The following is a 24,859-nucleotide window of genomic DNA, read 5'->3' as shown; positions in this document are numbered from 1 at the left end:
TGCTTAAGCCAGTGTCATCGGAAGGATCGATCATGCGATTAAAATGGGTACTCACCTGCTTCGCAATCATCCTTCTGTGCGGCCAGGTGTTGGCGACTGAGCAAGAGCAAAAACAGGAAGTGGCCGAAGACAAGGCGCAGGTCCTGGAGCAGAAAGCCGCCGAGAAGGACAGCGAACTCCCGGTGCCCAAGTCCGCAGTCATCACCCCCTCCGAAGCGCAGGCGGTCGATCCGGCAGGCGCAGCCCCTCTGGACGATGCAATCACCTGCTTTGCACGCAGTATCTATTGGGAAGCCAAAGGTGTTGCACCTGCCAACATGGAAGCCGTCGCCAGCGTGGTCATGAACCGGCTCGGCCATGGTGGGTTTCCCGATACGGTGTGCGCCGTGGTCAAGCAAGGCTCTGAAACGGGCTCCTGCCAGTTTTCATGGTGGTGCGACGGACGTGCAGATCAGGTAAAGGAAGACGACGAATATGCCCTCGCCAAGGAAATCGCGCGCAAGGCGCTCAACAAGCAACTCACGGACCGAACCCATGGTGCCTTGTATTTCCACGACAGAACGGTGAAACCCGCCTGGGCGAAGAAATACACCAAGACGGCTGAGACCCGGAAGTTCCTGTTCTATAAACCTCGTGGCGGGACGGCAAAATAGGGGTGAATCGCTTGATGATCATTGGGGGAGGGTGCTGCCCGTACAATTTTACGGATTCTTTACGGTCGACATTCTCCCTCGCGACGATACTTGCCGCGTTTTTTTGATCATGAATATGCCTGTAATTTTTCCTGATTCCAGTCAGTTAAGGCGCGAAACCTGTGGGAGCGGCGGTGCGACGATTCGACTTGCTCGCGAAGACGGTGGCCCAGTCAACACTGATGTCGCCTGACACACCGCTTTCGCGAGCAAGTCGAATCGTCGCACCGCCGCTCCCGCATGGATTTCGCTAAACTGACTGACATTGCAATCCTTCCTCCTTATCGAGAAGCTACCCGTGAGCGAAACTGCGATCCCGGCCCATGAAGAATCCCATTCCAAAACCTCGGGAGTGGGCTTGCTCATCGCCGCGGTGGGCGTGGTTTATGGGGATATCGGCACCAGCCCTCTTTACACCCTCAAGGAAGTGTTCGCCGGTCATTACGGAGTCCAGGCCAATCACGACGGTGTACTGGGCGTTCTGTCGTTGATCTTCTGGTCACTGATCTGGGTCGTCTCGATCAAGTACGTGCTGTTTATCCTTCGTGCCGACAACCAGGGCGAAGGGGGCATCATGGCCTTGACGGCACTGGCACGTCGGGCTGCGGCGCCGTATCCCAAAATGAGCAGGGTGCTGGTGTTGCTTGGCCTGTTTGGCGCGGCACTTTTTTACGGGGACAGCATGATCACCCCCGCCATCTCGGTGCTCTCTGCAGTTGAAGGGTTACAGCTTGCGTTTGATGGCATTGAGCATTGGGTGGTTCCGCTGTCCCTTGTCGTCCTGGTAGTACTTTTCTTGATACAGAAACACGGCACGGCTCGTATCGGCATCCTGTTCGGCCCGGTCATGGTGCTGTGGTTTGTGGTGTTGGGCACACTTGGCATTTACGGCATCTTGCAACGGCCGGAAGTTCTGCAAGCGCTGAATCCTGCGTGGGCGGTGAAATTTTTCGTGGTCCATCCGGGCATTGGCATCGCCATTCTGGGCGCCGTCGTGTTGGCATTGACTGGTGCTGAAGCACTGTATGCCGATATGGGCCATTTTGGTCGCAAACCCATTGCTCGTGCCTGGTTCATCCTGGTGCTCCCCGGCCTGGTACTTAACTACTTTGGCCAAGGCGCGCTGATCCTCGGGAACCCTGAAGCGGTACGTAATCCGTTCTATCTATTGGCACCTGACTGGGCGCTGCTGCCGATGGTTGCGCTCTCGACACTGGCCACCATCATCGCCTCCCAGGCCGTGATTTCCGGGGCATTCTCACTGACTCACCAGGCCATTCAGCTGGGTTACGTGCCTCGGATGTTTATCCAGCACACCTCCAGTCAGGAGCAGGGGCAGATTTACATCGGCATGGTGAACTGGGCGCTGATGGTCGGCGTCGTGTTGCTGGTCATCGGTTTTGAATCGTCCAGTGCACTGGCGGCGGCTTATGGTGTGGCGGTGACGGGCACCATGCTGATTACCACCATTCTGTCCTCGGCTGTTGCATTGCTGCTTTGGAAAACACCTCGTTGGCTGGCTATTCCGATGCTCTTGGGTTTTCTCTTGGTGGACAGCCTGTACTTCGCTGCCAACGCGCCGAAGATCTTCCAGGGCGGTGCGTTCCCGGTGATTGCCGGTATTGCCCTGTTCATATTGATGACCACCTGGAAACGGGGCCGAAAGATCATTGTCGAGCGGCTGGACGAAACCTCGCTGCCGCTGCCGTTGTTCATCAGCAGCATCGGCTCGCAACCCCCCCATCGTGTGCAGGGTACCGCGGTATTTCTGACGGCCAGGGCGGATGCGGTCCCTCATGCCCTCTTGCACAACCTGTTGCATAACCAGGTGCTGCACGAGCAGGTGGTGTTGCTTACCGTGGTGTCTGAAGACAGTCCGCGTGTGCCGGCGGACCGGCGATTCGAGGTCGAGGCTTATGGTGAAGGGTTCTTTCGAGTGAGTCTGCACTTTGGTTTTATCGAGGAGCCCGACGTCCCTCTGGCGTTGAGCCTGTGCCATTTGAAAGAGCTGGATTTCAGCCCGATGCGCACCACGTATTTCCTCAGCCGGGAGACTGTCATCCCGACCAAGCGTATTGGCATGGCCCGTTGGCGCGAAAGCCTGTTCGCGTTCTTGCTGAAGAACGCCAACAGCAACCTCAAATACTTCAAGTTGCCGCTCAATCGCGTGATCGAGCTGGGCACGCAGGTTGAGATGTAGACGGCAACAGTCAGTCAAACGCACATCCCTGTGGGAGCGGGCTTGCTCGCGAAGAGGCAGTGTCAGCCGACATTAATGTTGCCTGGCACACCGCTTTCGCGAGCAAGCCCGCTCCCACAGGTTTTGCGTTCCTCGGTGAGCCGCCACCATCGCCACAGGACCCTCACCGAGACACCGGGCCGTTCATGGAGTGGGCTCTTGCTCTAATCTCATGCAAAATCACGGGTACAACGTGCTCACCACGTATTGATCGCAGGTTAAGCACCTATTGTGAGTAATCGATCGCGCTAATGCAGTGCAACGAGAGCCACTATGAAAACCCTTTTTGAGATAAGTGATGTCTTTGAGCCCAACATCCAGTCACCCATCACCCGCCGGCGGTAACAGCATGATCGAGGTCACCGAGGTTTCCATTGCCCAACTGCGTGCCGCACTCGAATCGGGCCAGACGACGGCGGTTGAGCTGGTCCAGGCCTATCTCGCCAGGATCGATGCCTACGACGGCCCCGACACGCCCACCGCCCTCAACGCAGTGGTGGTTCGCAACCCCGATGCGCTCAAGGAAGCGCAGGCATCCGATGCCCGTCGGGCCAAGGGCGAATCGCTGGGGCCGCTCGATGGCATTCCCTATACGGCCAAGGACAGTTATCTGGTGAAGGGGCTTACCGCCGCTTCTGGAAGTCCCGCGTTCGCGAACCTGATTGCTTATCGCGATGCGTTCACCATCGAACGGCTTCGTGCCGCTGGCGCAATTTGCCTGGGCAAGACCAATATGCCGCCCATGGCCAACGGCGGCATGCAGCGCGGGGTGTATGGCCGGGCTGAGAGCCCGTACAACGCCGGCTATCTCACCGCACCCTTCGCCTCGGGCTCATCGAACGGTGCCGGTACTGCAACCGCTGCCAGTTTCGCGGCATTCGGCCTCGCCGAAGAAACCTGGTCGAGCGGACGTGGCCCGGCGTCTAACAATGGTTTGTGTGCCTATACGCCTTCGCGCGGAGTGATCTCGGTGCGCGGGAATTGGCCGTTGACGCCGACCATGGACGTTGTCGTGCCGTTTGCCAGAACCATGGCGGACCTGCTCGAAGTGCTCGACGTGGTGGTGGCGGACGATCCCGACACACGAGGCGATCTGTGGCGGATGCAACCCTGGGTGCCCATTCCAAGTGTCGCCTCGGTGCGTCCCGCTTCCTATGGGTCGCTTGCCGCCAATACCGATGCCCTCGCCGGAAAGCGCTTCGGCGTTCCTCGTATGTACATCAACGCGGATCCCGAGGCAGGCACGAGCGATGCGCCGGGTATCGGTGGTCCGACGGGGCAGCGAATCAACACCCGTCCTTCCGTGATCGGGCTCTGGGAAGAGGCTCGCAAGGCACTCGAAGCCTTTGGGGCCGAAGTGATCGAGGTCGATTTCCCGCTGGTTTCCAATTGCGAGGGTGATCGTCCCGGTGCGCCAACGGTGTTTAACCGGGGCCTGGTTTCCAAAGAGTTCCTTCACCATGAGTTGTGGGATCTGACGGCTTGGGCGTTCGACGATTTTCTGCGGGCCAACGGCGATCCAAAACTCAATCGCCTGGTCGATGTGAACGGGCCGCTGATTTTCCCGCACGACCCGGGAACGCTGCCCAACCGTGAGGGCGACCTTGCCGCTGGCATGGATGAATATGTGCGGATGGCCGAGCGCGGCATCACCCCTTGGGACCAGATCACTACGGTACCCGACGGACTACGCGGCCTTGAGCAGACGCGCCGAATCGATCTTGAGGACTGGATGGATCGGTTGGGGCTCGACGCAGTGATCTTCCCGACGGTGGCCGACGTCGGGCCGGCGAACGCCGATGTCGATCCGAAGTCTGCGGACATCGCATGGAGTAACGGTGTCTGGGTCGCTAACGGCAATCTCGCCATCCGCCACCTGGGTGTTCCCACGGTCACGGTGCCGATGGGAATCATGCCGGACATCGGCATGCCCGTCGGGCTGACCTTCGCCGGTCGGGCCTATGACGACTCGACGCTGCTGCGCTTGGCTTCGGCGTTTGAGTCAACGGGGACGAAGCGATTGATCCCGCCGCGAACCCCACCGTTGTCGGGTGGTCAGAACTAGGAAGGGGCGGGATTGGCGCACAGCACACGCGTCAATCCCGCCCGGTAACGGTAAGCCAGGGCAGTCTGGCTGTACTCAAATCGTCGCTCGCAAAAATAGTGTGCGGCGTAGCCGATGTGTTTTCCCGGCAAAGGTGCAGTGTCTTGTCTTTCTAACGCAGTCCTGTCCAGGTTGAGAGGTGGATTTCATGAACAACATCATCTACATCGTCGGGGTAGTTGTGATCGTCGTGGTTATCCTGTCGTTCCTCGGGTTTGCATAGGCTCCAAGACCCTGCGAAAGCCAGTTTCCCTGGCAGCCGTCCCGATGCGCTCGGCTATTGGCCCAGCAGAGGTGCCAGCAGTGCACACATGCTGCGCCAGTGCGAACCCTCCCAGTAAACCCGTTGGCAGGCGTCGCAGCGCAGGAAGTGCGAATAGAGGGCGCCAACGCGGGGCGGCACCTGCAACCGGGCCACTTCCGGGCTGATCTCGTGCAGCGGCAGGTTGCAATGCAGGCACAGGCTGAATGGCCGCGCAGTACGCGCCAGGTCGAGGCGCTCGTACAATTCGCGCAGCTGCAGCGACGGTTTCAGGGCATGCACGTAACAGCCGTGGCTGATGATCCGCCGCTTGAGCAGTTCGCGGTCGCGAGTTAGCACGATGCGTCCTTGCTGCGCTGCGATCTCGGCGATCTCGCCGTCCTCGAAGCCATTGTCGTAGAGGGTGTCGAAGCCGCTCATGCGCAGCAGGTTGGCCAGTCCGCCAAGGTGCGCATCAGCGATAAAGCGCAGCACCCGTAAAGGTTGCGCACGAACCTTGAGCAGCGGACTGATGTCCAGCGCTTCGAATTTGGGATACACCGCCAGCCGGTCATTGTCGAAAATCACCCGATCCAGGCCCACCGACTCGCCGTTGAGCAGCACCAGTTCGACCTCGGTGTGCGGAATTCCGAGCGCTTCGATCATGTGCTTGACCGTCGCCCCGCGTGCGCACTCGCAGGTGAAGGACTGCCGCCGCCGGTCGGCCGGCAGGAAATCGTTGAGCTCCTCGTAGAAGCGGAAGGTTGCACGGGTCATGTTGAACAGTATGGCAGGGCTGCAGCGCTGGTTAACCTTTCAAAGCCGCTTCAATCGCAGCGATGACGCCCTATTAATTTTTGCACTCCGACAACACCACCTGGCAGGTATTGGGCGTACCCCCGGATCGGCCGGCATAGCGGATGCAATTATCCATGGATTTTTTGCGAGCGATGCTCAAGGTATCGCCCCAAGCCAGGCCGCCCTCGCCGGCAGTGGGTATCGCTTTTGCGTAGCAGTTTGAGCCTGTATTTGAGCCTGTATTTGAGGCTGAATAGCTTGCCGTGGAAGCTTTGCCTGCACATCCCGCCATCAGCGCCAGGTTGATCGCGAGCAGGGAGGGCAGGACCCATGACGAACACTGGCGCGCTGTTTTTCCGGTCATCCCGTTTCCCCTGAGGCTAGAGGCGTGTTTGTGCTGGTGCTCTACTCAGATTAGTCGACCCATGGCCGTGGCATCGCTACTATTTTCACAGTTTGCAAAGTCACAACCGTCGCTTGATCAGAGGAGACGCAGCATGGACCGATTCACCGGCGGTTGCCTGTGCGGCAACGTCCGGATCGAGGCGCCTGGTTGCCGCCGTTTCCGCTCACGCGACGATACGAGCGCGATCGTGACGCCACGGGGCGCTTTGAGGAGTCGGTCGCCCGAACGGTGCGAAGGCGCCCGGCCAAGACCGCGATGTCAGCCGTTCGACCCTATTTATAATGCTGCTCAAACACCGCTACCTGCTCCGGCGTGATCAGCTGAAAGGGCACCCAGACATCCGTCTCGACCGGCTCCCCTTTGATCATCTTGATGGCCGCTTGCAGCGCGCTGGTCGCTTGCGCTTTGGGGTCTTGAAAGACGGAGGCTACGAGCATCCCGCGCTTGATGGCCGCCAGACCGTCAGGCAGGCCGTCGATGCCGACAATTGCAATCTCGCCCTTGGCTTTGCCGGCTTGCTGCAATGCCATGGCGGCGCCGATCGCCATCTCGTCGTTGTTGGCCACGATGGCATCGAAGCCGGTGCCGGCCAGCAGCCAGTTGCTGGTCAGGTCCATCCCTTTGTTGCGCTGCCACTCGGCACTTTGTTGTTCGACGATCTTGATCCCGGGATAGTCCTTGAGCACTTGTTTGACGCCTTCGGTGCGGTCGTGGGTGGAGTTCTGCGCCAGGTCGCCCATGATGATTGCGATGTTGCCTTTGCCCGCCATCTTGTCAGCCAGGTAGCGCATTTGCAGTTGCCCGGCCTCAACGTCGTTGGACGCCACCGTGACCACGCCTTTGGGCAGGACGCGTTCGTCCGGATGGCGGTTGACGTAGACCAGCGGTATTTTCGCTTCGACGGCGGCACGAGTCATGTTGGCGGTGGCGGCGGTGTCCACGGGCAGGACGATGACGGCATCGACCTTCTGGCCGAGAAAGCCCTGAATCTGATTGAGCTGGCGAACCACATCGCCCTGGGCATCCTCGAACTGGATCTGGACGTTCTCCTTCCTGGCGGCATCTTCCAGGCCGCTGCGCACATAGGTCATGAAGTTGTCGTCAACCCTGGCAATGCTGACGCCGATACGATAGCTGGCGACGGCCCATTGGCTGAAGAGGAATAACAGCGTGGCAAAAAGAAGTGTGCAGCGACGCATGATGGTTTTTCCTTTTTTGTTATGAGTTGAAATTCACCAAGATCAAAAAAATGCGTAGTGCGATCTGTAGCAGCTGTCGAGCCTGCGAGGCTGCGATCGGCTGCGCAGCAGTCGTGAATCCGGCTGATACGGTCTGCCTGACACACCGCGACTTCTGGTTTTACGACTGCTTCGCAGCCGATCGCAGCCTCGCAGGCTCGACAGCTCCTACAAGGGCCGAACGCAGCCTCGCTGACCGGCATTTCAATCCAGCGTAAAGGCTTGCCGAAAGCGTTCAAGTGCCGCTTCGCTGTCGCCGCTGGCCCAGCCCTCAAGCCCGACGACACCGGTGTATCCCATGCGGAACAAGGCTTTGGCAATGGCCGGATAATGGATTTCACCGGTGCCCGGTTCCATGCGGCCGGGGACATCGGCGACCTGGATTTCCCCGATGGCGCTGCCGGCGCGCTGGATCAGTTCGATCAGGTTTCCTTCGCCGATCTGGGCATGGTAAAGGTCCAGGTTCATCTTCAGATGAGGGCTGCCCACGGCCTCGATCAGCGCCAGGGTATCGTCGGCGCGAGCGAAGGGAGTGCCGGGGTGATCCACCTCGGTATTGAGGTTTTCCAGCAAGAATACCCGGCCTGCGTCTTCGCCCAGGCGAGCGATTTTTTCCAGGGTCTTGCAGGCGCTCAACCACATGCGTCCGGTGGTGTGGGCCACGGGTTTGACCGGCAAACCTTTGTCGCCCAGGCCAGTGCCATGCAGGTTGAGACTCGGGCAATTCAGTTGTGCGGCGACGGCCAGCGATTCTCGTGCGCTGTCGAGCAGGTGCTGGATATCTTCGGGGTCGGTCAGGTTGCCCGAGATGTAGCCGGTCATCGAGGTGAAGTCAGCGCCCGTGGCGACAAGGGCCGCAATGTCTTTCTTCGTCCAGTCCCAGAGTTCGGCACTGAACCCCAGCGCGTGAATGCGTTTTACGCGCTCTGTGAACGGCAAGTCGAGGAAGACCATTTCGGCACTGATCGCCAGTTTGAACGGTGTGAAACTCATGAATGGGCTCCTTGCACGCGCACAGGTTTGCCCTGCTGGAAGGACTCGATACACGCGCGGGCAATGGCCAGTGCCGCCCGGGCATCTTCGCCGCTGGCAAGCGGTTTTTCACCGGTGCGCAGGCAGTCGACAAAGTGATTGAGCTCGGCCACGTAGGCATCACGCAGCAGGTCGGTGTCCAGGCGCTGGGTGTCTGTCTGGATGCCATTGGCCAGATAACGAACCAGGTCAGAATCATTGAGGCTGCCCATGGTCAGCATGCCGGCGCTGCCGAACACTTCTCCTCGAACATCGTAGCCATACACGGCCTGGAAATTGGCCTCGGCCGTCGCGATGGCGCCGTTGTCGAAACGGATCGTGACCACGGCGGTGTCGAGGAAGCCCTTGGCCTTGTAGTCCGGTGCAATCAGGGCATCGGCCATGACAAAAACCTCAACCGCTTCGGCACCGGGATTGAGGTAGCGCAGGGTATCGAAGTCATGAATCAGGGTTTCGAGGAAAATCACCCACTGCGGCGAGGCAGCCGGATTGTTCAGCGCCGGGTCGCGGGTCAGCGAGCGCAGCAGTTGTGGCGTACCGATGCGGCCGGCGACCACGTCCAGATGGGCAGCCCGGAAGCTTTTGGCGAAGCGGCGGTTGAAGCCAACCTGTAGCGGCACGCGCGCATCGGCGGCTGCGGCGATGGCGCGGTCGGCCTCGTCGAGGGTGATGGCCATGGGTTTTTCACAAAACACGCCTTTGCCTGCACGGGCCGCACTGATCACCAGTTCGGCATGGCTGCGGGCGGGGGCGGCGATCAAGACAGCATCGATTTCCGGGTCATCGAGCAGTTGCTGTGGATCGGTATAGACCCGTTGCACACCCAACTCTGCGGCCAGGCGGGCGGCTTGACCGGGGGTAGGGTCGGCGATGGCGGCCAGGCAGGCGCCGGGAATGTGTCTGGCGGCAGTCAGGCCGTGAAAGCTGCCCATGCGGCCAGCACCGATAAGACCCAGGCGGATGATCTTGGACGTACTCATGAAATGACTCCCTTTTATTGTTGTTCAATGACTCGCAGCAGGAATGTCCTCGCTGGCGTTAATCAAGAGAGCAAGGGCTGTGCCAATATATAAATGATTGATATTTAAGGAGTTAATTAATATTTATTGAAAGATGTGTTCATTCGCATGACATGTCTACACTGACATGTCTAAAACGTGAACATAGAAGCGGATCGATGATGGTGAACCCAGAGCTAGCAGCCTTCAGCGCGCAAGACCTCGATTACATCACCGCGCTCGGGCCTGCATCGTTGAACGAAGGACCGATCGCCGAACTGGACCAGGCTTGGCTGGCTTGTTTGAACGGCCGCACCGATCGACCGGCCGGGGTCAGGCAGGTTATCTGGGACTCCTGGCTGCGCAGCGTCAGTGCCGGCCTCGATCCTGAGGATGGCGAATACCGGTTTGTCGCCCCGACCGTTCTGGCTGCAACGCTGGCGGCCAATCGTGCCTTGATCGCGGCGGCGGCGGAGGTCATGAAGGGATTGCTGGCTTACAACCCCAGGGGCCATATCAATCTGACCGATGCCGCAGGCACGACCCTGTATTTCTGCGGCCTGGACCTCACGCCGGTGGGCAGTCGGCTGCTGGAGTCGGTGCAGGGCACCAACTGCACCGGGCTGGCGATTGCCGAAGATCGCTTGGTGTATGTGCTGGCCGAGGAAAACTTCGGGATCGGCCTGCGTCGCCGGCGCATGCATTGTGCTGCCGCGCCGATCAGGGATGCGCAGGGCAGGACGCTGGCCATGCTGACCTTGACCGCCGAGCCGGGCTGGTTTCATTTCCATACGCTGGGCACCGTCCAGGCAGCGGCCGAAGCGGTCTCGCGGCAGATGGCGCTGCAAGCTCTGCTGGAAGAACAACAAACCGTTCTCGAAGTGCTCAACGAGGGCCTTGTGGTGCTGGATGAGCGGGGCTGCATCAAGGCGCTCAACCGCTATGCCCGCCAATTGTTCCGTGTGGGGCTGGATCTGCTGGGTAGCCCGTTCCAGCGTCTGGGCCAGAGCGAGTTGACCGATGAGATTTTGCTGCGCGGCGGGGAAGGGTTACGGGACCTGGATTGCACGTTTGAATTGCATGATCGCAGCCACTTGGCGTGCCTGGTGTCGGTGTGCCCACTGGAGCAGGGCGGGCGCATTGTTTCGTTGCGCGAGAACAGGCGCATCCGGGAAATTACCCGGCGGATTATCGGCACTCAAGCCAGCTACACCTTCGAGACCATTCAAGGCAGTTCGCGAGCCATACAGGACGCGTTGCACCTGGGACGGATTGCCAGTCGCAGTGACTCGACCACGCTGATCCTGGGTGAAAGCGGCACCGGCAAGGAGTTGTTTGCCCAGGCGATCCATAACGCCAGCGACCGTTGCAGCGGTCCGTTTGTGGCGGTCAATTGCGGGGCCATTCCGCGAGATCTGGTGCAGAGCGAACTGTTTGGTCATGTCGAGGGCGCCTTTACCGGATCGGCCCGTGGCGGCTCTGCCGGGAAATTCGAATTGGCCGATGGCGGAACGATCTTTCTCGACGAAATCGGTGACATGTCTTTTGATGCCCAGGTCAGCCTGCTGCGCGTCTTGCAAGAAGGCGAGGTGACTCGCGTGGGCGCGAAAAAATCGCAGCAGGTGGATGTACGCATCATCGCCGCCACCCACCGCAACCTGAGCCAGGCGGTTGCCGATGGCGCCTTCCGTGAGGATCTTTACTACCGGCTCAATGTGCTGAACCTGACGGTTCCGCCGCTGCGGATGCGTAGGGAAGATGTTCCATTGCTGGCGCGGCATTTTCTCAATCGTTGCACCCGGTCGTTGCGCAAATCGGTGCAGGGCATCTCGCCAGAGGCGTTGGATATTCTTTCGGCCTACAGCTGGCCGGGTAATGTTCGCGAGTTGGAAAACACCATTGAACGGGCGACCAATCTGGCGGTGACCGAACTGATTCAGCCAGCTGATCTACCGCTTGAAATCAAGCAAAGGCTACGTCAGCTGGCGCCAGGAAGTGCGCCCGAACCCCGGGCAGCCCTGGACCTCGGCACCCATGAAATGAATGCGATCATCGCAGCCCTCAGGGATACCCGCGGCAACATCCGCCTGGCCGCGAGGCAGCTGAATGTTTCTCGCGGCGGGTTGTACAACAAGATGAATCGATTCGGGCTGAGTGCCGATGCTTTTCGTGAAGGAGCCATCTCTGACCGGTAATACTGTTCACTTAAGCCGTAATGCGATCTGTAGCAGCTGGCGCAGCCTGCGTTCGGCTGCGAAGCAGTCGTAAAATCAGCAATTGCGGTGCATCAGGTACACCATGGCAGCCGGACTCACGACTGCTTCGCAGCCGAACGCAGCCTTCGGCAGCTGCTACAAAGAATGCCTCGTGGCTGAAATCGCTTAAGTAAACAGCATTAACCTTTGATGAGGAGAGTTCAGCCTCGAGCGTTCTCTGAGGTCACGATCTGCAACGGAGCAGAAGCCCGAAACGCTTCAAGCGGACATTGTTGCTGTGTCTTCAGCGATGCCAGCCAAAAGCCTGTTGCCGGACTTCAAAAGTGTCTCGCAGGGGTGATAGTGCGGTGGCCAGGCATGATTGATTCATTGTGCCTGGCTAGCGCTCACTGCATTTTTTTGTTCCTGGGATCGTCCGCCGGGTTGAGGTAAGTGATTCCCCAAGGCCCTGTGCCGTGGAGTTGAAGCACGGTTTCCTGTTCTCGACTGGCGCCGAACATCGACGTGCCGACAGGAATGATCAGGGTGTCACCCGGATGATAGGCCTTGGCCCGTGCCGGATCGAAGGTGTCTCCGGTGGCGAAGTAGAAGGTGCCCGAGATAACGGTTACGCGTTCGGTCACGGGATGGGTATGCACGCCGATTTTTGTATTGGCCGGCAGCTTCAAGCGCAGGGTGAAGGGCTCGGCGGCTTTCAGGTCACCTTCAATCACAGCAATCATTGCGCCGGGGCCCACCGCTGGCGCAGGTTTCCAGTTGAGTCCGGATGAGGTGGCGGCAATAAAACCCGCTTCCTCGGCCAGGGCGGTCAATGTCAGAAAGGCAGGGCTGAGCAAGGCCAACAAAACAGCGGTCGCTTTGTGGGCAATCATCATGGTTTCCTCGTGTCTGGGGGCCTCAACGCACAGGAGCAGAGCCTGTGCAATCAAGTCATATATGTTGACGGTAGCCGAATGCCGGAGCGCGGATATACCCATTGTGAACCAGTGCTATAACGCATAAGCATGAGTTTATGCTGACCTGGTCCTACCGGCGCACACCCTGAGGAGTGACAACCATCATGAAGAAGATCGACCCAAAAGACGGCGAGGAGGGAGGCTCTGTCTCTGCACTGATAGACGCAAAAATCAAGGCGCTGACTGACTGGCGGGGTGAGACCCTCGCTCGGGTTCGAACGCTGATCAAGCAGGCCGACCCTGAAGTGGTCGAGGAATTGAAGTGGAGAGGGGTTCCGGTGTGGTCGCACGCCGGCATCATCTGCACCGGTGAGACATACAAGAATGCCGTGAAGATGACCTTCGCCAAGGGGGCTTCGCTGGAGGATCCTTCAGGTCTGTTCAACGCCAGCCTTGAAGGCAACACCCGACGTGCCATTGATATTCATGAAGGCGAGAGGGTTGATGAAGAGGCGTTGAAGGTGCTGATTCGTGCGGCGGTGGCGCTCAATACGTCGAAGTAAATTGTTCTATACGGCTAACTGATCGACTCCAGAGTTCTCGGATAAAAAAATCGGCACTGTTTAGATCGATTATTTCTTTCGGTTCTTTATATAGCTCTGGGGCGAATATCCGTAACTGATAAAACCGCGTCTTCGTTTTGATTCTGTATGCGATGTTGACTCTGTAGCCGCTATAACAGACGGTGCCGTACCGCCCGCGGCACTAAAGCGGTTTCAACATCAAAACCTGCTGCTCGGCCATCATCTTGTCGTCCCTTCGCCAGTCCTTAGAATCCGCCTCCATCAGCTTCGTCCAACTATCGAATCGCTTAGGGAGTTACACCATGATGAACGCCATGCAGATGCCAATGCCGATGATGAATACCAACATGTCGATGATGCCGATGATGGGCGTGCCGATGATGATGGCGACCATGAGCTGCGAAATGATGGACGACGGCATGATGTGCAAAATGATGCCGGCCGCTGGCATGGACATGGCCATGTTCAAGAACAGCGCTGAAATGATGCAGATGATGATGAACTGCGGCATGCCGATGATGATGCACTGCGCCAACATGAGCATGATGTGCATGTCCCAGGCGAGCATGGCCATGCCGATGATGAACATGATGATGCCAATGCCGATGATGGGCATGCCGATGCCGTCGATGAAGTGCGTGATGGAATGCACGATGATGGCCGACTGCATGATGTGCAAAATCATGCCGATGGCCGGCATGAACATGGACATGATGAAAAGCTGCTGCGACTTGATGATGAAAATGATGAACGATTGCAGCATGCCGATGATGATGAGCTGCAATGGCATGCCGCTGATGTGCTGCACCTGCTGATCCCTGACAACACAAAAGAAGCCCCCGCGACCTTACGGTTACGGGGGCTTTTTCATTCCCGCAGACACCACATCCCCCTGTAGGAGCGAGGCTTGCCCGCGAAGGCAGCGTGTCAGCCACTATCAATGTTGGATGTGCTGGCCTCTTCGCGAGCAAGCCCGCTCCCACAGGATTTGTGTCATACAAAAAGTTTTGTTAATGACCGCTTCCCCTGTGGGAGCGGGCTTGCTCGCGAAGGCGGTGTGCCAGGCAACATTAATGTCGACTGACACTCCCTCTTCGCGAGCAAGCCCGCTCCCACATTGGATGTTCATTGCTCTTTCAGGTGTTTAATCCAGCCGTTCCGGGTAAGTCACCACCAGATAAGCCACTGCCTCACTGTCAGCGGGGTTGCGGTAGCGGTGGGGCTGGTCGGCGTAGAACAGGATCGAGTCGCCGGTAGACAGCAGGTAACGTTCATCGTTGACGCTGATTTCCAGTACACCCTGCGACACCACCAGGTTCTCCTGAACACCGGGCCCATGCCCCTCGCTGTGGTCTTCGCCCAAAGGGCTCAGGCGCAGTTCGTAAAACTCCGATTGGCGTGCCACGTCGAACGGGAACAGGGCGCGGCTGATGAAGGCTCCGCTGGCGCTGACCAAGCGTTTGCTCTCACGCGCTGACAGCACGGCCACACCTTCGAAGGCCCGATGCTCCAGAAAGGCGGCCACCGAGACCTTCAGGCCTTTGGCAATTTTGCACAGCACTTTGATGGAAGGCACGCTGCGTCCGGACTCGATCTGCGCCAGCATTGCCCGACTCACACCGCATTGCCGGGCCAGCGCGTCGAGGGACAAGTGACGCTTGCCCCGCAGCCGTTGCAGGTTCTGTGCGACTCGCTCGCAGATCGGGTCTTCTTCCAGCGGCTCCAGATTATTCAAGTCCGTCACGGGTTCGTCTGCGCTCGCCAGAAATCGCGAGGGTTGCTGCGCGTTCATGCGTGACGGGGCTCGGTTGAATGAGCGGCCTGGACCCATTGATAGGCCTGTAGGCCGGCGTTACGTGCATACATTTCCCACATGGCCAGTGCCCGTTGCTGAGCCTGTTTGCGTTTGCGGTAACGGGCGAAGTCGATGAGGTTGTCAGTCGGATTCATGGGGCACTTCACTGTGGTGATGAATGACGGGATGAGCTGAGAGTACGTGGATATTTTTATAACGATAAATACTGATTTTGTATGTGTTAATTCATTTTGGTTATTTGAATTAATATTCCATTTAGGAATAAACAGATAATTATATATTCCTTTTGTTGTCGGTTCAGGTGGTGCACTTTGAGGGCCTGCACATCCATGCGGATGCGCCCGACACCAGACAGGAAGCCTCATCATGACCATCAAAGCGATCAACGTCCGCAACCAGTTCAAGGGTGTCATCAAGGAAATACTAGAGGGCGAAGTGGTGTCCGAAATCGACGTGCAAACCGCTTCCGGGATCGTCACCTCGGTGATTACCACCCGTTCGGTGCGCGACCTTGAATTGAAAGTGGGGAGCGAGGTGATTGCCTTCGTCAAATCCACTGAGGTGTCGATCGCCAAGCTCTGAAATTGAAAATTGAGCGACGAAAATCCTGTAGGAGCGAGGCTTGCCCGCGAAGAATGCACCGCAGTTTTTCAGGTATTACGCGTCAGCGTTCTTCGCGGGCAAGCCTCGCTCCTACAGGGGCTACGTCTCGACTTCCATAACGTTGAGGTTTTCATGGCGACTCCTTTCAAGCGCTCCGCATTGACACTGTTGGCAGCCTCCGTGGCTGCGGTGAGTGCGTTACTCAGCCCCGGCGCTCAGGCCGAAGGCAAAATCAGCATTGCCCAGCAATTTGGTATCGGTTACCTGATCCTGGATGTGGTGCGCGATCAGCAGCTCATCGAGAAACATGGCAAGGAGCAGGGCCTCGACATCAAGGTCGACTGGAACAGTATCTCGGGTGCCACGGCGATGAACGAGGCGTTGTTGGCCGGTGCGCTGGATGTGGTGTCGGCAGGCGTGCCGCCGATGCTGACGATCTGGGACCGGACCAAGGGCAAACAAAACGTCAAGGCCATCGCCTCGCTGGGGTCGATGCCCAACTACCTGCTGACCAATAATCCGAACGTAAAAAGCCTCAAGGACTTCACCGAAAAGGACCGCATCGCGGTACCGGCTGCAGGGGTAGGTTTCCAGTCGCGCACTTTACAAATCGAAACGGCGAAACAGTTTGGCGCGCAAAACTTCAAGAAGTTTGACGACATCTCGATCAGTCTCGCCCACCCGGATGCGACGTCGGCGCTGATTGCCGGCGGTTCGGAGATCAACTCACATTTCTCCAGTCCGCCGTTCCAGTACCAGGAGCTGCAGAGTCCCAACGTACACAAGGTGCTGAGTTCCTACGACGTATTGGGTGGCCAGGCCACGTTTAACGTGCTGTATACCACCGAGAAATTCCACGACGAAAACCCGAAAACCTACAAGGCGTTTTACGCGGCACTCGCCGAAGCCGAGAAAATAATCAAGGCCGATAAGCCCGCAGCCGCCCAGACCTATATCCGGGTGGAACAATCGAAGCTGGCGCTGCCACTGGTTGAGAAAATCGTCGCCGACCCTGAAATCGACTTCACCGTCGTGCCCCAGCGCACCTTCATCTACGCCGAGAAACTCCAGGAACTCGGTGTGCTGAAAAACAAGGCTGCCAGCTGGAAGGATTACTTCTTTGAAGAAGCACACAGCAGCGAGGGAAGCTGAGCGGGTCAGAGCCCCCGACTGCTTCTGATCAATTCATAGGCCCGACGCACCAGCGGATTCACGGTGTTGGGCCGAATCCACAAGTGGTAGGTCACGTCCGGCAGCCGTGGCAGGCCATCGGTCTCGCCGAGGACGCGCATGTCCGGGCCGAGCATTTCCATGCTTCTGGGCGTGACGCCCAGTCCGGCACGGGTCGCGGCTTTGATGCCAATCAGGTTCGAGGCCAGGTACGCCTGGCGCCAGGGAATGTTCGCGCGTTCCAGGGCTTCCAGCGCATAGCGGCGATAGATGCTTGGCTCGTCCACCAGAATCAGCGGCAAGGGCTCGCCGGGCGTATGGATGTACTGCGCCGAGCAGATCCACCACACCGGCGAGGTGCGCAAGGCAAAGCCTTCGAGCGTCGGGTCTTCGCGAGTGGAAATCACCATGTCGACCTTGCCCCGGTGCAGGTCATCCATCAAAAACGGACTGCGGCCGACATCGATCTCCAGGCGTAAACGAGGGGCCGAGCGGGCGATGTGGCTGAGGATCGGCGGCAGGATGGTGTCGGCAATGTCATGGGGCGAGCCGATGCGCAATACGCCGCTCAAGTTGCTTTCGCGCAGCGAGTTCAATGCATCGTCGTTGAGCGAAAGCATCTGCCGTGCATGGCGCAGCAACTGCAAACCGGGTTCGGTGAGTTGTTTCTGTCGCCCGCGCTTCTCGAACAGGCTCACCCCCACTTGTTGTTCCAGGCGTTGCATGTGCTGGGTGACCGACGATTGCGTGCGGGCCAGTTGCGCGCCGGCCTCGGCAAAACTGTGGTGATCGACCACGGCAATGAAGGTGCGCAGTAATTCGAGATCGAGGGTAGATGAGGTCGACATGGCCATTCCTGAGGCTGTTTTTATATCAAGGCTGCAAACATAAACATTACATTTATTTATGTGTTTTTGGCGATGTTTCACTGTGTAAGTCACAAAGGCCAGTAATTACTGGGGATTAGAAGATTGTCGCTTAGCGAAAACATGGCAAGTTATAACGATATTAGATATTTGAATTTCCGTTACACCAACGCTGTACCTAGGATGCCCTCACATCAGGTCGGGGGACGCCGATCATTCCATGAGGGGAAATCCATGTTGCTTGAGCGCTCACCTGTAAAACGATTGTTGCCTGCCATGCTGGGCGCCTTGATCTCATTGGCCGCCAGTGCCGGTGCTCAGGCTGATGCAACGCTGGACAAGATCCAGCAACGCCATGTGCTGACAGTAGGGGTTGTACTGTCCGGCGGCCCCTTTGGCAGTATCGATCCGAGTACCCAGAAGCCACGGGGTTTGAACGTCGACCTCGCTCAGGAGCTGGGCCGGCAATTGGGCGCCGAGGTGCAACTGGTGCCGGTATTGCCCGCCAACCGCGTGCAGTTTTTGCAGCAGGGCAAAGTTGATCTGCTGATCGCCAACATGGAATGGACGGCCGAACGCGGCGAGATTCTCGGTTTTGTGCCGACACCGTTCTACCGCGTCGGCGGTTCCGCGGCGCTGCTCAAGGATAGCAAAATCACCCGTTGGGAAGACCTCAAAGGCCAGCCCGTCTGCACCTCCCAGGGCAGCAGCTACATCAAGCCGCTCACCGAGTTGGGCGTTGAGATCAAGGCCTTCAAGAGCTCGTCGGAATCCTTGCTTGCGCTGCGTGGCAACAACTGCGTCGCGGCGGTGCATGACGCCACGCTGATCAACCCGTTGATCGCCGACAACGCCGAATGGCAGGGCTATCGCGCGCTCAGTCCGGAACTCAACCCGGCCCCTTCAGTGATCTGGACCCGACCTGGCGAACGCGATACCCAGGACCGGCTTGACCCGATCGTCAAGGAACTGCATCGCAGTGGTTGGTTGATCGAAGCCCAGACCCGCAACCGCATCACCCCCGCGTCACCGGCCTTGGTGGATTTACAGAAACAGTTCCAGGCCAACGGTGCCTGACCGGTTCACCTCATCGTTTCAATAAGCCGCCGACTGGCTCGGCGGTCGTTCAAGGAAGTCGTGCATGAACCGATATTTTTCCGCCAGAGGCCTGGCCACTTTGTGCCTGGCAGGATACGCCGTGCTTGGCGCCAGCCTCGCTCAGGCCGACGCCACACTGGACAAGATCGAGCAACGCCACGCCATTAGCGTCGGGGTGATTCTCAGTGGCCCGCCATTCGGCACTCTCGACCCCAAGACCGGCGAGCACCTGGGGTACAACGTCGAACTGGCCAAGGGCATCGCCAAGGCGCTGGGCGTCGAGGCGCAAACGGTTTCGGTGCTGGCGCCCAACCGGGTGCAGTTCCTGCAACAGGGCAAGGTCGACATCCTGATCGCCAATATGCAGTTCACCGAAGAGCGTGCCGAGATTCTCGATTACGTGCCCACGCCTTATGAAGAAGTCGGAGGTGCCGCGTTGATTCGCAAAGGTGCGGGTATCACCCAGTGGAGCGACCTCAAGGGCAAACCGGTGTGCGTGTCCCAGGGCAGCAACTTCATCAAACCCTTGCAGGAAACCTACGGCGCGCAGATCAAGGCGTTCCGCAGCCAGTCCGAATCGCTGTTGTCGTTGCGCGGCAATGGTTGCGTAGCGGCGGTGCATGTCAGCCCGACCATGCATACCTTGTTGAGCGATGCCGAGTGGGCCGAGTATGAAATCCCGCTGCCGGGTGATTTGATCCCGTCGAACTCGGTGATCTGGATCCGCAAGGGCGAACACGATACCCAAGCGAAACTCGATGCCATTGTGCGGGACTGGCACCGCAGCGGTTGGTTGATCGAACTGGGCGAGCGTACCGGCATGGCACCGTCGCAGGCCTTGCGTGACCTGCACGAGCAATACCGCAACGCGGCACCGTTGGCTGTGCGGCCATGAGTCGGCCGTTGTTCGTTGCCTTGCAGCAACTGCTAGGCGCCCGTCATGTGCAGAGTAACGAAGAGGCCGCCGCGTACCTGACCGACAAGCAGGGTCGTTATGTGGGGCAGGTGATTGCCGCTGTCCATCCGGCCAGCACCGAAGAAGTCGCCGCGGTGGTTCGTGCCTGTGTGGCGTGTGATACGCCGGTGGTGGTGCAGGGCGGAAACACCGGGCTGATGGGCGGTGCGACCCCGGACGCCAGTGGGCGCGCGGTGTTGCTGCTGCTCGATCGCATGAACCGCGTACGGGCGGTGGACACCGACAACGACACCCTGACCGTCGAGGCGGGGTGCATTCTGCAAACCATTCAGGATGTCGCCCGTGACGCCGGGCGTCTGTTCCCGCTGAGCCTGGGCGCCGAAGGCAGCTGCACCATCGGCGGTAACCTGGGCACCAATGCCGGCGGCACCGCGGTGCTGCGTTACGGCAATACCCGCGAATTGACCCTCGGCCTGGAAGTGGTCACCGCCCAAGGCGAAATCTGGAATGGCTTGCGCGGTTTGCGCAAGGACAACACTGGCTACGACTTGCGCGACCTGTTTATCGGCAGCGAAGGTACCCTCGGCATTATCACCGCCGCGACCCTGAAACTGTTCCCGCTGCCCAAAGCCCAAGCCACGGCGTTGCTAGCCTTCGATTCGTTGGCCCAGGCGGTGACATTCCTGTCCCATGCCCGCGCCGGTTTCGGTGCCAGCCTCACCGCGTTCGAACTGCTCGGCGCCGAGTGCCTCGCGCTGCTGCGTGAGCAATTTCCCGAAGGCCCGCAACCCTTTCTTGGCGCTCGTCAGCCCTGGTTCGCGCTGTTGGAATTGTCCGATAACCACAACGAAGATCATGCCCGCGAAGCGTTTGAACAGGTACTGGGCGAAGCCTTCGAACTGCGCTTGCTGGCCGATGCGCTGATCGCCGAAAGCCTCGCCCAGAGCCAGGCGTTGTGGCTATTGCGCGAAAACATGAGCGAGGCGCAGAAGCGTGCCGGTCGCAACATGAAGCACGACATCTCGGTGCCGATTTCCCAGGTGGTGGCGTTTGTCGCCGATACCGATGCTTTGTTGCAGCGTCATTTTCCCGGTGTGCGGCATTACACCTTCGGCCATCTGGGCGACGGTAACCTGCACTACAACGTCGCCCATCCGCAGGATTCGACGGTCGAGGCGCACATGGTCCATTACGCGGCACTCAGCCAACTGGTGCACGACAGCGCCCATGCCCACGGCGGCTCCATCAGCGCTGAACACGGAATCGGCCAGCACAAACGGGACATGCTCGGGCGCTATAAAAGTCCGGTAGAACTCAACCTGATGCGCCGGATCAAGCAGGCGCTGGACCCGAACAATCTGCTGAACCCCGGCAAGGTATTGGAGGCGGTTCAGTCATGACGCTTCGCCTGTCCAAACGCGTGCAGCGCGTCTCGCTGTCGGCCAATGCCGCCGCCAAATCCCAAGCCACGGCCCTGCGCGAGGCCGGTCGCGACATCCTCGACCTGACCACCGGCGAGCCGGATTTCGACACCCCGGACCACATCAAACAAGCCGCTTATGCCGCCATCGCTGGGGGTGCTACCAAGTACACGCCGACACCGGGCGTGAAGGCCTTGCGTGTCGCGGTGCAACGCAAGCTCCAGCAGGAAAACCATCTGGACTACCCGCTGGAATCGATCGTGATTGCCAACGGAGCCAAACAGATCATCTTCAATGCCTTCGCCGCCACCCTCGATGACGGCGATGAAGTGCTGGTGCCGACGCCGTATTGGCCGTCGTTTCCGGACAGCGTACGGTTCAACGGCGGCGAGCCGGTGTTCATCGAATGCGGGTTGGCGCAAGGCTGCAAGCTGACGGCCGAGCAGTTGGAGCAATACATCGGCGAGCGAACTCGCTGGCTGATCCTCAATGGCCCGGGCAACCCCAGCGGCGCGGTATACAGCAAGGCCGAGTTGCAAGCCTTGGCCGAGGTGCTGCGGCGCCATCCCCAGGTGCTGATTCTGCTGGATGAGCTCTACGAACATATCCGCTTCGACGGTCGACCGGCCCAGAGCCTGCTCAACGTTGCGCCGGATTTGCAGTCGCGCTGCCTGCTGGTGGGCGGCGTGTCCAAGACCTACGCCATGACCGGTTGGCGTATTGGTTTCGGTGCCGGCCCGCAAGCGCTGACCCATGCGATGACGGTGGTGCAATCGCAATCCACTTCGGGCGCTTCTTCGGTAGGGCAAGCCGCCGCGTTGGCAGCTTTCGAGGGCGGACTGGATTTCTTGCGGACTCAGGTCGCGGCCTATCAGCAGCGCCGGGATTTACTGGTGAGTGCTTTACGCAAAGTAGACGGCCTCGAAGTGCTCGAACCTCAAGGTGGTTTCTTCGTATTTATCCGCTGCGCCGGATTATTGGGCCGCTATCGCCCGGACGGTCAGCGCTTGGAAACCGATGCCGACGTCGTCGAGTATTTGCAGGAGGAGGGCGTGGCCGGCGTAGCGGGCAGCGCTTATGGCTTGTCGCCGTGGTTTCGCCTGTCCATTGCCACTGCAACTGAAACCGTCGCCAAGGCCGGACGACGCATCGCTCAAGCCTGCGGGCAATTGCGGGGCGAACCATGAATCACTGGCTGGAATTGTTTGTCCGCTGGGCTGCCGGGTTCGGCCTGAACTACGGCTTTCTGCTGGACGCCTATCAGCGCGGAACCCTGGAGCAGGGCGCGCTGACCACGGTGTTGCTGTGCCTGTTCACCATCGTCGGCAGCCTGCTGGCGGGTGTCGGGTTGGCGGCAATGTTGACCTCGGGTAACCCCTGGCTGGTGAAACCTGCGCGGGTGTTTATCGAAGTCACCCGCAACACGCCGACGCTGGTGCAGCTGTATTGCGCGTTCCTGGTGCTGAACATGCTGCTGACCCAGGCCGTCGGCGCGGCCAACCCGCTGACACCGTTCGCCTGGGTAGTGATCGTGATCTCGCTGCACAAGGGCGCATTCCATGCCGAAGCCTTGCGCGCCGGCATCGAAGCCGTACCGGCGGTGACGATGGAGGCGGCCAGTTCGCTGGCGTTCAGCAGTCGGCAGTTGTTGTGGAACGTGCAACTGCCGCTGGCCCTGCGCTTCGCCTTGCCGTCGCTGATCAACAACCTGATCGACCTGGTGAAGATGACCGCCGTCGCCTCGGCGATTGCCGTCGGCGACATCACCTACGCGGCGATCATGATCTGGACCCAGAGCGATAACGTGCTGGAGTTGATGATTCTGATCCTGACGTTTTTCGGTCTGCTGAGTTTTACCGTCAATTGTGTGGGGCGCCTGCTCGAAGCGCGCCTGAGGATGCCCGGCTATGGCCATTGAATCGTCCGTCACCGCGCCAGTGGCCTGGCCGCGTCGGCATGTCGGCAAGTTGCTGGTGTTGGCGGTTGCCGTGCTCTGTCTGGGGTATTTCGCCCCGCACAGCCCAGTGCTCAAGGCCTTGCTGCAATGGTCGCCAGCGTTGGTCGTGGGCTTTGGTCAGAACATTCTGATCAGCCTGGTGGCGATCGGGTTGGGGTCGTTGCTCGGATTGTTGGTGGGGGCCCTGGCATTGTCGCCGGTGTGGCTGTTGCGCTTGCCGGCGCGGATCTGGGTGCAGGTTTTTCGCAACGCGCCGTGGCTGGTGCTGATCTATTTCACCACCTATGTGTTCCCGTTCGAGATCCACATCGGCAGCGCCTATGTCTCGTTTCCGGACTGGGTCAAGGTCACCCTTGGCCTGGCGTTGCCGGCGAGCGCCAACGTCGCGGAAATCTTCCGTGGTGCGGTCGCCTCGATCCCCAGTACCCAATGGGAGGCCGCACGTTCCCTGGCGTTCACCCGCGGGCAGATTTTCCGTTCGATCATCCTGCCGCAGTGCTTCAAGCGCATGTTGCCGCCGTGGATGAACCTCTACGCGGTGATCACCATGGGCACCGCGCTGGCGTCATTGGTGGGCGTGCATGACGTGATCGATACCGCGCAAATCGCCAGCAACACGGTGAACCTGACCGGCTTCACCGTGGTGATTTACCTGAGCCTGCTGGTGCTGTTCTTTGCTTACTGCTACCCGATTTCCCGACTCACCCAACACCTGGAGCGACGTTATGCCTTCTACTGAAACCGTCGCTGAGCCCCTGGTCAGCCTGCGTGACCTGCACTTGTCGTTTGGCAGCAACCCGGTGCTCAAGGGCATCGACCTCGACGTGCACCGTGGGCAGGCCGTGTCGATCATCGGCCCGTCCGGTTCCGGCAAGTCGACGATCCTGCGTTGCATCACCGGCCTGTTACAGCCTCAGCGCGGCAGTATTCGCGTCGGCACCACCGAGGTTCACACCCTGGCCCAGGAGTCCCAGCGCATCGAGTTGCGCAAGCGCGTGGGGTTTGTGTTCCAGCAGTACAACCTGTTCCCGCATTTGTCGGTGCTGGAGAACCTGGTGATCGCACCGCGCAAAGTGTTGGGGCGCAACCGCGTTGAGGCGGAGAAAGACGCCCGCGCGTTGCTGGCAAAAGTGCGCATGGAGCACAAGGCCGATGCTTATCCGGGACAACTCTCCGGTGGTCAGCAGCAGCGAGTGGCGATTGCCCGGGCGTTGGCCATGCGCCCGGAATTGATTCTGTTCGATGAGGTGACCTCGGCCCTCGACCCGGAAACCGTCGGCGAGGTGCTGACGGTGATTCGCGAGCTGACCGAAGAGGGCATGACCTGTGTGCTGGTGACCCACGAAATGCGTTTCGCCGAAGAGATCAGCGACATCGTCTACTTCACCGAAAACGGCGTGATCGTCGAGCACGGCAGCGCCGCGCAGATTTTCCAGCACCCCACCAGCGAACGCACTCAAGAGTTTCTGCGTCATGCCCTGGGCGATCCGGGACGCCGTCCCCGCGTCGCCAACGATCCGTATCTGTTGACCAACCTGAGCCGCTACAGCCTGTCTGTCTAATACCGA

24 protein-coding genes and 1 pseudogene are annotated in these 24,859 nt (G+C 59.3%); 16 read left to right on the top strand and 9 right to left on the bottom strand.

Translation table 11 applies throughout. From position 1 onward, the window contains the following. Positions 1 to 32: 32 nt before the first annotated feature. The 3 genes from ACIPLA_RS06235 to ACIPLA_RS06225 all read left to right on the top strand — a co-directional run bounded on the left by ACIPLA_RS06235 (position 33) and on the right by ACIPLA_RS06225 (position 4,996). Positions 33 to 653 (top strand): cell wall hydrolase, encoded by a 621-nt coding sequence (locus ACIPLA_RS06235; RefSeq protein ID WP_401172389.1) that lies wholly within the window; start codon positions 33 to 35, stop codon positions 651 to 653. 337 nt (positions 654 to 990) lie between these two features. Further along, entirely contained in the window at positions 991 to 2,892 is a 1,902-nt protein-coding gene (locus tag ACIPLA_RS06230; RefSeq protein ID WP_401172386.1) for a potassium transporter Kup, read from the top strand. 388 nt (positions 2,893 to 3,280) lie between these two features. After that, on the top strand, positions 3,281 to 4,996 hold the full coding sequence (locus ACIPLA_RS06225) for an amidase (protein ID WP_401172383.1): 1,716 nt from the start codon (positions 3,281 to 3,283) through the stop codon (positions 4,994 to 4,996). Between the two features lie 316 nt (positions 4,997 to 5,312). Here the strand turns inward: ACIPLA_RS06225 and ACIPLA_RS06220 are convergent, their stop codons facing one another. Both ACIPLA_RS06220 and ACIPLA_RS06215 read right to left on the bottom strand, forming a co-directional pair. Next, on the bottom strand, positions 5,313 to 6,053 hold the full coding sequence (locus ACIPLA_RS06220) for a Mut7-C RNAse domain-containing protein (protein ID WP_401172380.1): 741 nt from the start codon (positions 6,051 to 6,053) through the stop codon (positions 5,313 to 5,315). 73 nt (positions 6,054 to 6,126) lie between these two features. Then, a complete protein-coding gene (locus tag ACIPLA_RS06215; protein ID WP_401172377.1) occupies positions 6,127 to 6,438 on the bottom strand; it encodes a hypothetical protein in 312 nt (103 codons plus the stop codon). Positions 6,439 to 6,615: 177 nt separating this feature from the next. Here ACIPLA_RS06215 and ACIPLA_RS06210 point away from each other — a divergent pair. Beyond that, positions 6,616 to 6,693: pseudogene (locus ACIPLA_RS06210) on the top strand (GFA family protein); the annotation flags it as partial. 59 nt (positions 6,694 to 6,752) lie between these two features. Here ACIPLA_RS06210 and ACIPLA_RS06205 read toward each other — a convergent pair. The 3 genes from ACIPLA_RS06205 to ACIPLA_RS06195 all read right to left on the bottom strand — a co-directional run bounded on the left by ACIPLA_RS06205 (position 6,753) and on the right by ACIPLA_RS06195 (position 9,730). Beyond that, a complete protein-coding gene (locus ACIPLA_RS06205; protein ID WP_401172375.1) occupies positions 6,753 to 7,679 on the bottom strand; it encodes a sugar ABC transporter substrate-binding protein in 927 nt (308 codons plus the stop codon). Positions 7,680 to 7,922: 243 nt separating this feature from the next. Further along, positions 7,923 to 8,711, bottom strand: a complete 789-nt coding sequence (locus ACIPLA_RS06200) for a TIM barrel protein (RefSeq protein WP_218396531.1) — start codon at positions 8,709 to 8,711, stop codon at positions 7,923 to 7,925. Further along, a complete protein-coding gene (locus ACIPLA_RS06195; protein WP_401172372.1) occupies positions 8,708 to 9,730 on the bottom strand; it encodes a Gfo/Idh/MocA family oxidoreductase in 1,023 nt (340 codons plus the stop codon). The genes ACIPLA_RS06200 and ACIPLA_RS06195 overlap by 4 nt, the downstream gene beginning before the upstream one ends. A 200-nt stretch (positions 9,731 to 9,930) precedes the next feature. On the opposite strand from ACIPLA_RS06195, the gene ACIPLA_RS06190 reads away from it, so the two are divergent. Next, a complete protein-coding gene (locus ACIPLA_RS06190; protein ID WP_401172425.1) occupies positions 9,931 to 11,943 on the top strand; it encodes a sigma-54 interaction domain-containing protein in 2,013 nt (670 codons plus the stop codon). Positions 11,944 to 12,350: 407 nt separating this feature from the next. Here the strand turns inward: ACIPLA_RS06190 and ACIPLA_RS06185 are convergent, their stop codons facing one another. Further along, positions 12,351 to 12,836 (bottom strand): cupin domain-containing protein, encoded by a 486-nt coding sequence (locus ACIPLA_RS06185; RefSeq protein ID WP_401172422.1) that lies wholly within the window; start codon positions 12,834 to 12,836, stop codon positions 12,351 to 12,353. Between the two features lie 188 nt (positions 12,837 to 13,024). Here ACIPLA_RS06185 and ACIPLA_RS06180 point away from each other — a divergent pair, with 188 nt between their 5' ends. Together ACIPLA_RS06180 and ACIPLA_RS06175 are read left to right on the top strand one after the other, a co-directional pair. Next, positions 13,025 to 13,423, top strand: coding sequence for a DUF1801 domain-containing protein (locus tag ACIPLA_RS06180; protein WP_401172369.1), 399 nt, complete (start codon positions 13,025 to 13,027; stop codon positions 13,421 to 13,423). 323 nt (positions 13,424 to 13,746) lie between these two features. Continuing rightward, the gene (locus ACIPLA_RS06175) at positions 13,747 to 14,259 is read left to right on the top strand and encodes a hypothetical protein (RefSeq protein ID WP_256348754.1); all 513 of its coding nucleotides are present in this window, start codon (positions 13,747 to 13,749) and stop codon (positions 14,257 to 14,259) included. Between the two features lie 329 nt (positions 14,260 to 14,588). Here ACIPLA_RS06175 and ACIPLA_RS06170 read toward each other — a convergent pair whose 3' ends face one another. Together ACIPLA_RS06170 and ACIPLA_RS06165 are read right to left on the bottom strand one after the other, a co-directional pair. Then, positions 14,589 to 15,236: a helix-turn-helix domain-containing protein gene (locus tag ACIPLA_RS06170; RefSeq protein WP_401172366.1), complete on the bottom strand. Its 648-nt coding sequence runs from the start codon at positions 15,234 to 15,236 to the stop codon at positions 14,589 to 14,591. Further along, positions 15,233 to 15,394 (bottom strand): hypothetical protein, encoded by a 162-nt coding sequence (locus ACIPLA_RS06165; RefSeq protein WP_401172363.1) that lies wholly within the window; start codon positions 15,392 to 15,394, stop codon positions 15,233 to 15,235. The genes ACIPLA_RS06170 and ACIPLA_RS06165 overlap by 4 nt, the downstream gene beginning before the upstream one ends. A gap of 232 nt (positions 15,395 to 15,626) precedes the next feature. Between ACIPLA_RS06165 and ACIPLA_RS06160 the strand changes: the two genes are divergently transcribed. Both ACIPLA_RS06160 and ACIPLA_RS06155 read left to right on the top strand, forming a co-directional pair. Beyond that, complete coding sequence (locus ACIPLA_RS06160) at positions 15,627 to 15,842, top strand: molybdopterin-binding protein (RefSeq protein WP_007904463.1); 216 nt, start codon at positions 15,627 to 15,629, stop codon at positions 15,840 to 15,842. 153 nt (positions 15,843 to 15,995) lie between these two features. After that, the gene (locus ACIPLA_RS06155) at positions 15,996 to 17,015 is read left to right on the top strand and encodes an ABC transporter substrate-binding protein (RefSeq protein WP_401172359.1); all 1,020 of its coding nucleotides are present in this window, start codon (positions 15,996 to 15,998) and stop codon (positions 17,013 to 17,015) included. A gap of 5 nt (positions 17,016 to 17,020) precedes the next feature. Here the strand turns inward: ACIPLA_RS06155 and ACIPLA_RS06150 are convergent, their stop codons facing one another. Beyond that, on the bottom strand, positions 17,021 to 17,881 hold the full coding sequence (locus tag ACIPLA_RS06150; RefSeq protein ID WP_007904461.1) for a LysR substrate-binding domain-containing protein: 861 nt from the start codon (positions 17,879 to 17,881) through the stop codon (positions 17,021 to 17,023). A 252-nt stretch (positions 17,882 to 18,133) separates the two neighbouring features. On the opposite strand from ACIPLA_RS06150, the gene ACIPLA_RS06145 reads away from it, so the two are divergent. From ACIPLA_RS06145 to ACIPLA_RS06115, 7 genes are all read left to right on the top strand, one after another. Next, positions 18,134 to 18,976 carry a transporter substrate-binding domain-containing protein gene (locus ACIPLA_RS06145; protein WP_401172356.1) on the top strand — a complete coding sequence of 281 codons (843 nt, stop codon included), beginning with the start codon at positions 18,134 to 18,136 and terminating at the stop codon, positions 18,974 to 18,976. Positions 18,977 to 19,040: 64 nt separating this feature from the next. Then, on the top strand, positions 19,041 to 19,892 hold the full coding sequence (locus ACIPLA_RS06140) for a transporter substrate-binding domain-containing protein (protein WP_401172353.1): 852 nt from the start codon (positions 19,041 to 19,043) through the stop codon (positions 19,890 to 19,892). Continuing rightward, entirely contained in the window at positions 19,889 to 21,313 is a 1,425-nt protein-coding gene (locus tag ACIPLA_RS06135; protein WP_401172350.1) for an FAD-binding oxidoreductase, read from the top strand. Before ACIPLA_RS06140 ends, ACIPLA_RS06135 begins: the two co-directional genes overlap by 4 nt. After that, the gene (locus tag ACIPLA_RS06130) at positions 21,310 to 22,521 is read left to right on the top strand and encodes an aminotransferase class I/II-fold pyridoxal phosphate-dependent enzyme (protein ID WP_401172347.1); all 1,212 of its coding nucleotides are present in this window, start codon (positions 21,310 to 21,312) and stop codon (positions 22,519 to 22,521) included. Before ACIPLA_RS06135 ends, ACIPLA_RS06130 begins: the two co-directional genes overlap by 4 nt. After that, the gene (locus ACIPLA_RS06125; protein ID WP_401172344.1) at positions 22,518 to 23,252 is read left to right on the top strand and encodes an amino acid ABC transporter permease; all 735 of its coding nucleotides are present in this window, start codon (positions 22,518 to 22,520) and stop codon (positions 23,250 to 23,252) included. The genes ACIPLA_RS06130 and ACIPLA_RS06125 overlap by 4 nt, the downstream gene beginning before the upstream one ends. Next, positions 23,242 to 24,030 carry an amino acid ABC transporter permease gene (locus ACIPLA_RS06120; protein ID WP_401172341.1) on the top strand — a complete coding sequence of 263 codons (789 nt, stop codon included), beginning with the start codon at positions 23,242 to 23,244 and terminating at the stop codon, positions 24,028 to 24,030. Before ACIPLA_RS06125 ends, ACIPLA_RS06120 begins: the two co-directional genes overlap by 11 nt. Continuing rightward, positions 24,017 to 24,853, top strand: coding sequence for an amino acid ABC transporter ATP-binding protein (locus tag ACIPLA_RS06115; protein WP_401172338.1), 837 nt, complete (start codon positions 24,017 to 24,019; stop codon positions 24,851 to 24,853). Before ACIPLA_RS06120 ends, ACIPLA_RS06115 begins: the two co-directional genes overlap by 14 nt. Positions 24,854 to 24,859 lie beyond the last annotated feature (6 nt).

The organism is Pseudomonas sp. NPDC086112 (genome assembly GCF_044746425.1).
Classification (GTDB): Bacteria; Pseudomonadota; Gammaproteobacteria; order Pseudomonadales; family Pseudomonadaceae; genus Aquipseudomonas.
Note: the sequence above shows the minus strand (reverse complement) of the source record. Positions and strands in the feature narration are given on the sequence as shown.